At 44.2% G+C, this 278-nt stretch carries 1 protein-coding gene; it reads left to right on the forward strand.

Annotation, left to right across the window (positions count from 1 at the left end; translation table 11 throughout):
- On the forward strand, positions 1-278 hold a 278-nt coding region (locus tag AAEZ05_RS28430), incomplete at both ends, for a glutamate synthase central domain-containing protein (protein WP_350649921.1).

Here is a 278-nt window from a genome sequence, read left to right on the forward strand (position 1 = left end):
GGTTTTACCCGTGAAGAATTAGAACAAGTTATTTGGGTACTTGCGAGCAAAGGTGAAGAAGCCATTGGCTCAATGGGTGATGATACGCCTATGGCAGTATTGTCGAAAAAGTCGCGTTCACTATACGACTATTTCCGTCAAAAATTTGCTCAGGTAACCAACCCGCCTATTGATCCATTACGTGAAAAACACGTGATGTCGTTAGCCACTTGCGTCGGTCGCGAGCAAAATCTATTTAGCGAAACCACCGGTAATGCTTACCGAGTGATGTTCAATTC

Source organism: Pseudomonas sp. HY13-MNA-CIBAN-0226 (assembly GCF_040310305.1).
Lineage (GTDB): Bacteria > Pseudomonadota > Gammaproteobacteria > Pseudomonadales > Pseudomonadaceae > Aquipseudomonas > Aquipseudomonas gregormendelii.